7 protein-coding genes and 1 pseudogene are annotated in these 5,756 nt (G+C 68.6%); 5 read left to right on the top strand and 3 right to left on the bottom strand.

Annotated features, from left to right (window positions below):
* Positions 1–128 (bottom strand): annotated as a pseudogene (locus ACOJSF_RS08545) (N-(5'-phosphoribosyl)anthranilate isomerase); the annotation flags it as partial.
* A gap of 101 nt (positions 129–229) precedes the next feature.
* On the opposite strand from ACOJSF_RS08545, the gene ACOJSF_RS08540 reads away from it, so the two are divergent.
* The 5 genes from ACOJSF_RS08540 to ACOJSF_RS08520 all read left to right on the top strand — a co-directional run bounded on the left by ACOJSF_RS08540 (position 230) and on the right by ACOJSF_RS08520 (position 3,922).
* Entirely contained in the window at positions 230–742 is a 513-nt protein-coding gene (locus ACOJSF_RS08540; RefSeq protein WP_420141792.1) for a CvpA family protein, read from the top strand.
* Positions 742–1,179 carry an iron-sulfur cluster assembly scaffold protein gene (locus ACOJSF_RS08535; RefSeq protein WP_420141791.1) on the top strand — a complete coding sequence of 146 codons (438 nt, stop codon included), beginning with the start codon at positions 742–744 and terminating at the stop codon, positions 1,177–1,179. The genes ACOJSF_RS08540 and ACOJSF_RS08535 overlap by 1 nt, the downstream gene beginning before the upstream one ends.
* Entirely contained in the window at positions 1,176–2,936 is a 1,761-nt protein-coding gene (locus tag ACOJSF_RS08530) for a cation:proton antiporter (protein WP_420141790.1), read from the top strand. The genes ACOJSF_RS08535 and ACOJSF_RS08530 overlap by 4 nt, the downstream gene beginning before the upstream one ends.
* Positions 2,933–3,256, top strand: coding sequence for a DUF423 domain-containing protein (locus ACOJSF_RS08525; RefSeq protein ID WP_420141789.1), 324 nt, complete (start codon positions 2,933–2,935; stop codon positions 3,254–3,256). Before ACOJSF_RS08530 ends, ACOJSF_RS08525 begins: the two co-directional genes overlap by 4 nt.
* Positions 3,257–3,511: 255 nt before the next feature.
* Positions 3,512–3,922, top strand: coding sequence for a hypothetical protein (locus ACOJSF_RS08520; protein ID WP_420141788.1), 411 nt, complete (start codon positions 3,512–3,514; stop codon positions 3,920–3,922).
* A 55-nt stretch (positions 3,923–3,977) separates the two neighbouring features.
* Here the strand turns inward: ACOJSF_RS08520 and aroB are convergent, their stop codons facing one another.
* A complete protein-coding gene (gene aroB, locus ACOJSF_RS08515) occupies positions 3,978–5,072 on the bottom strand; it encodes a 3-dehydroquinate synthase (protein ID WP_420141787.1) in 1,095 nt (364 codons plus the stop codon).
* The gene (locus tag ACOJSF_RS08510; protein ID WP_420141786.1) at positions 5,069–5,611 is read right to left on the bottom strand and encodes a shikimate kinase; all 543 of its coding nucleotides are present in this window, start codon (positions 5,609–5,611) and stop codon (positions 5,069–5,071) included. Before ACOJSF_RS08510 ends, aroB begins: the two co-directional genes overlap by 4 nt.
* Positions 5,612–5,756: the final 145 nt, after the last annotated feature.

Raw genomic sequence — 5,756 nt, 5'->3', positions numbered from 1 at the left:
GCTTCCGGCACGATGTTCCGCGGGCTCTTGGGGAAGAAGACGAGGCCGATCCACGCCGCGCCGCCCGCGACCGCCGCGTCGACGGTTTCGGGGGTGGAGAGGCCGCATATCTTGGTCGTGGTCGGCATGATGCCCCGCGAGGTGGGGAAAGCCGCGCGCCGGCGCAAGCCGGAATGCTGGGTGTCGCATCCCATTGTGATCGGCCCGCGCCATCGCCATAGCGCATGTCATGCTCACCGCGCTCGACATCGTCGTCATTGTCCTGATCGTCGGCGGGGCGGGATTCGGCGTGCTGCGCGGGTTCGTGACCGAGGTGCTGTCGCTGTTCGCGTGGGTCGCGGCGATCGTCTCGCTCCGGCTGTTCCACACCCCCGTGACGAAGCTGCTCGGCGGCCTGGTCGGCAGCCCGTCGGGCGCGGCCGTGCTCGCCTTCGTGCTCGTGTTCGGGCTCGTCTTCTTCGCCGGCAAGCTTATCGCGCAGCAGCTTGGCCGGCGCACGCGCCAATCGGTGCTGGGATCGTTCGACCGTATCCTCGGGCTCGGTTTCGGCGCGTTGAAAGGCTTGCTGATCGCGACCGTGCTGTTTCTCGCGCTCAATCTCGGCTGGGATGTGCTGTTCGGCGCACGCACCGCCCGGCCCGAATGGCTGCGCGCCGCCCGTTCCTATCCTTTGCTCAACGCGAGCGGACGCGCGGTGGTCGATTGGGTCAACCACCGCCGCGCCGCGCAGGCGACCGGCTGATGTCGAACCAACTCTACAACACGCGCATCCTTCGCCTCGCGGCGGGCATCCCGCATCAGCAGCGGCTCGACGATCCGCACGGCACGTCCGAACGGCGCTCGCCGGTCTGCGGCAGCCGCGTCACGGTCGACGTGGCGCTGGATGCGGACGGGCGCATCGCCGCGCTGGGGCAGGAGGTGCGCGCCTGCGCGCTGGGCCAGGCGTCCGCCTCGCTGATGGGGGCGCACGCGATCGGCCGGACCCTGGCCGAACTGGAGGAGGCGCGCGACGCGCTCGCCGCCTTCCTGGCGGGTACGCGCGACGGCCCCGGCGAATGGCCGGGACTGGAGCTGTTCGATCCGGCGCGCCCGCACGCCGCCCGCCATGCCTCGATCCGGCTGGCGTTCGAGGCGGTGGCCGAGGCTGCGGCCCGCGCGCGAACGAGGACGGTGGCATGAGCGAGGACATTTTGCTCGAAGGCGTCGTGATGCTGGGCTTCGCGCTCGGCTTCGTGGTGCTGTTCCGCAAGCTCGGGCTCGGTGCCACGCTCGGCTATCTCGTCGCCGGCGCGGTGATCGGGCCGCAGGGCCTGGGCCTCGTCGGCGGGGCCGAGGACAAATTGTCGATCGCCGATCTCGGCATCGTCCTGCTTCTCTTCCTCGTCGGGCTGGAACTCAATCTCACGCGGCTGTGGCGGCTGCGGCGCGACATTTTCGGCTTCGGGCTGGCGCAGGTGGTGCTGTGCGGCGCGGCTTTGTCCGCGATCATCTACACCTTCACCGGCTTCAGCGCCGCCGCCTCGATCGCGCTGGGCGCGCCGCTCGCTTTGTCGTCGACCGCGCAGGTGCTGCCGATGCTGCGCTCGGCCGGCCGCCTCAACACGCCGTTCGGCGAGCGGGCTTTCTCGGTCCTGCTGTTCCAGGACCTTTCGATCGTGCCGCTGATCACGATCATCGCCGCTTTGAGTCGTATTCCGCCGGAGCCCGGCGCGCCGCCGGGCTGGCTGCTCGGCGTCTATACGGTCGCCGCCGTGGTCGGGCTCGTGCTCGCGGGCCGCTACATCATCAGCCCATTGTTTCGCCTGATCGGGGGGCTGGGCGAGCGCGAATTGTTCATCTCCGCCGCCTTGTTCACCGTGCTCGCGGCGGCGACGGTGATGGAAACGATGCACCTGTCGACCGCGCTCGGCGCGTTCGTCGCGGGCGTAATGCTCGCCGATTCGCCCTATCGGCACGAGCTCGAGGCCGATCTGGAGCCGTTCCGCACCGTCCTGCTCGGCCTGTTCTTCCTCGCGGTCGGCATGGCGCTCGACATCCACGCGATCGAAGCGCGTCCGCTCTTCGTGCTCGGCCTTGCCGCGGCGGTGGTGGTGGTCAAGACCGCGCTGATCTTCGGTCTCGCGATGCTGTTCGGGGTCGAGCGCCGCCCCGCCTTCGCGCTCGGCCTGCTGCTCAGCCAGGGCGGCGAGTTCGGCTTCGTGCTGTTCGGCCAGGCGACCGTGGCGCAGCTCGTCGCGCCCGAGGCGGCCAGCCTGCTCGGCGCGGTGGTGACGCTGTCGATGGCGACCACGCCATTCCTGATGATGTACGGCCGCCGCTTCAACGAGGCGCCGCCCGTCGTCGCCCGCGACGTTCTGGACGGGCCGGAGGGGGCGGGGCAGGCGAACGCGATCGTCGTCGGCTATGGCCGCTTCGGTCAGACGGTGGCGCAGATGCTGCTCGGCGCGGGCATCTCGGTCACGATCATCGACAATGATGCGGAGATGATCGACATCGCCGCCCGCTTCGGGCTCAAGGTCTATTATGGCGACGGCACGCGGCTGGAGCTGCTCCAGACCGCGCATGCGGACGAAGCGCGCGTGATCGTGTTCGCGATGGATCGCGATCAGCTGACGCGTGAGGAACTGCAGCAGGCGCTCAAGACCTTCCGCCAGGCCGCGATCTTCGTGCGCGCTTATGATCGGCGGGCGATGATCAGCTATAGCGGACTGGATACCGCGATGGTCGTGCGCGAGGTGTTCGAAAGCGCGATCTCGATGGGCCGCCGCACGCTCGCCACGCTGGGCGTCGCCGAGGACCGCATCACCCGGATCGAAAGCGTGTACCGCGCGCGGGACAAGGAACGGCTGCGCGTGCAGGTCGAAACCGGCATCTTCTCGGATGAGGCGCGCCGGATGTTCCAGCCGTCCCGTCCGTTCATCGACGATACGAAGTGAAGGCGCTCGTCACGCTGGCGGCGCTGTCGGGCGCGGTCGCCGTGGGCGCAGGGGCGTTCGGCGCGCATGGCGTGACGGGCAAGCCGGCCGAATGGCTGCGCACCGGCGCCGAATATCAGCTGATCCACGCGGTCGCGGTGCTGGTCGCGCTCCAACTCGGCGGGCGCTGGGCGGCGGTGGCGCTCCTCGCCGGATCGGCACTCTTCGCCGCCACGCTCTACGCGATGGCGCTCGGCGCGCCACGCTGGCTCGGCGCGATCACCCCGCTCGGCGGGATCGGCATGATCCTCGGCTGGCTCCTGCTCGCGCTGCGGCGCTAGGGGATTTGGGGCCAATCTCCGGTTTCCCGTTCGCACTGAGCCTGTCGAAGTGCCTTTCTCTGCTCGACAGCGTTGCCAAGATAGAACGGTGCTTCGACAAGCTCGGCACAAACGGCGATTGGTCCCGTCAAGTCGTAAGCGGTAGCTTTCGGCCAGGATGCCGGGCGGCCCGAGATGGGTGGTTTGCGGACAGCCCGCGTTCAGGCAAGTTGACGCGTCATGGTACATTACGAATGTGCGGTGAGAGGAGCAGGCATGATCTCGCTGATTGGCATCTCCGCTATGTTGGCGTCTGTTACAGCCACCGCGTCCGCGCAATCGCCGCCGCCGGTGTTTGAATGTATCGGGACGGGTAGGTCGCAGGGATCCGCTTACGGCGTTCAGGAGGTGGTCGACACCCGATATCGCATCGAAGGCGAAGGCCAGCAGATGTCCGTTCGGCGACTGGGGTATAAGACCGAAGACATGTGCCCGGCGGGCGCCGCCTGCACGATCGTAGCGACCGACGACATCGTGCAGCTCGAGGTGAGCAAGATCCCAAATGCCGATCCGCTCTATTCAACCCATTTTCGTTTCGATCGGAAGAGGCTTCTTTTCGAAGCCGGTGGGGGCGGGCTGGATGGCGGATGGTCGATCACGGGACAGTGCAAGCCGGAGCACTTCTGACTGGCTACGGCTATGAGGCTACGGCCTGGATAGCGCGATCGAACGTCGATCCGCCCTACGCCTCGCTGTCGAGAAAGGCGGCGACCTGCTTCAGGTCCACGTCCTTTGCCAGAAACGTCTGCCCGATGCCACGCGCGAGCAGGAAGGGCAGCCGCCCGCTTTCCATCTTCTTGTCGTGCATCATATGCGCCACCAACGTCGCGCCGTCGGCGTCGACATGCGCCTCGCCCAGCGTCGTCGGCAGGCCCGATCGCGCGAGGTGGTAGGCGACGCGCCCGGCATCCTCGTCCGGGCACAGGCCCAGATAGGCGGAAAAGCGGAAGGCGAGGGCCATGCCGCACGCCACCGCCTCGCCGTGCAACAGCGTGTCGGAAAAGCCGGTCTCCGCCTCCAGCGCGTGCCCGAACGTATGCCCCAGGTTGAGCAGCGCGCGCGTGCCGGTGGTCTCGCGCTCGTCGGCGGCGACGACGCGTGCCTTGGCCGCGACGCTGTGGGCGATCGCGTGCGTGCGCGCATCCGCGTCGCCCGCCAGCAGCGATCCGCCATGCGTGTCGCACCAGTCGAAGAAGGCGGGATCGTCGATTAGCCCATACTTCACCACCTCGGCATAGCCCGACCGCACCTCGCGCGCGGGCAGGGTGTCGAGCGTGGTCGGGTCGATCAGGACGAGATCGGGCTGGTGGAACGCGCCGACCAGGTTCTTGCCCGCACGGCTGTTGATCGCGGTCTTGCCGCCGACCGAGCTGTCGACCTGCGCGAGCAGCGAGGTCGGCACCTGCACGAACCCGCAGCCGCGCTTGAGGATCGATGCGGCGAAGCCGACGAGGTCGCCGATCACGCCGCCGCCCAGCGCCATGATCCGGTCGCCGCGCTCGATCCCCAGTTCGAGCAGCTGGTCGGTCAGCTGCTCCAGCACCGCCCAGCTTTTCGTGCTCTCGCCCGGGGGCAGGACGATCGGCGTGACCGTGAGGTTGCCGAGGCCGGCCGCAAGGCGTGGAAGCTGCGCCATCGCGACATTCTCGTCGGCGACGACGACCAGCCGCCCGCCGCGCGCCAGCGGGGCGAGATGGACATGCGCGCGGTCGAGCAGCCCGGCTTCGATCAGGATCGGATAGGAACGGGCGCCTAGCCCCACGTCGATGCGGTTCACGCGCCCAGCGCCTTCATGATGGTGTCGACCGTCGCCTCGTGCGGCAGCGGCCGGCTGCGGATATGGATCGGCGCCAGCGCATAGATCGGATTGCGCGCCGCGGCGAGCTTCGCCAGCATCTCCCTGGGATCGCCGCCGTTGAGCAGCGGGCGCGATCCGGCGCGGCGGCCGACGCGTTCGGCCAGCACCTCGACGTCGGCGTCGAGCCAGATCGCGGTCGCGCGCTCCAGGATCAGCGCGCGGGTCGCCTCGTTCATGAACGCGCCGCCGCCGGTCGCGATCACCTTGGCGGTGCCGTCGATCAGCCGGCTGATCACCCGCCGCTCGCCGTCGCGAAACTGCGCCTCGCCGAACCGTGCGAACATCTCGGCGATGGTCATGCCCGCGACCGATTCGATCTCATGGTCCGAATCCACGAACGGCAGGCGCAGCCGCTGCGCCAGCCGCCGGCCGATGGTCGACTTGCCCACGCCCATCAATCCGATCAGCACGATCGGGCGGCCGAGGTCGATCGGCCGGGTTTCGGATGGGTCGGGCATGGGCGGGGGCTATACACAGGCACCCCCCCTCGGGCAAAAGCCCGCCGAAACGCATCTTTGACGATCACAAGGACCCCTCGTGCCGCGCCCGATCCTTTATCTGCTCATCGCCGTCGTCGTCCTCGTCATCGCCCTGTTCGGGCTG

The organism is Sphingomonas sp. (assembly GCF_048594985.1).
In the GTDB taxonomy this organism is placed as follows: Bacteria; Pseudomonadota; Alphaproteobacteria; order Sphingomonadales; family Sphingomonadaceae; genus Sphingomonas_I.
Note: the sequence above shows the minus strand (reverse complement) of the source record. Positions and strands in the feature narration are given on the sequence as shown.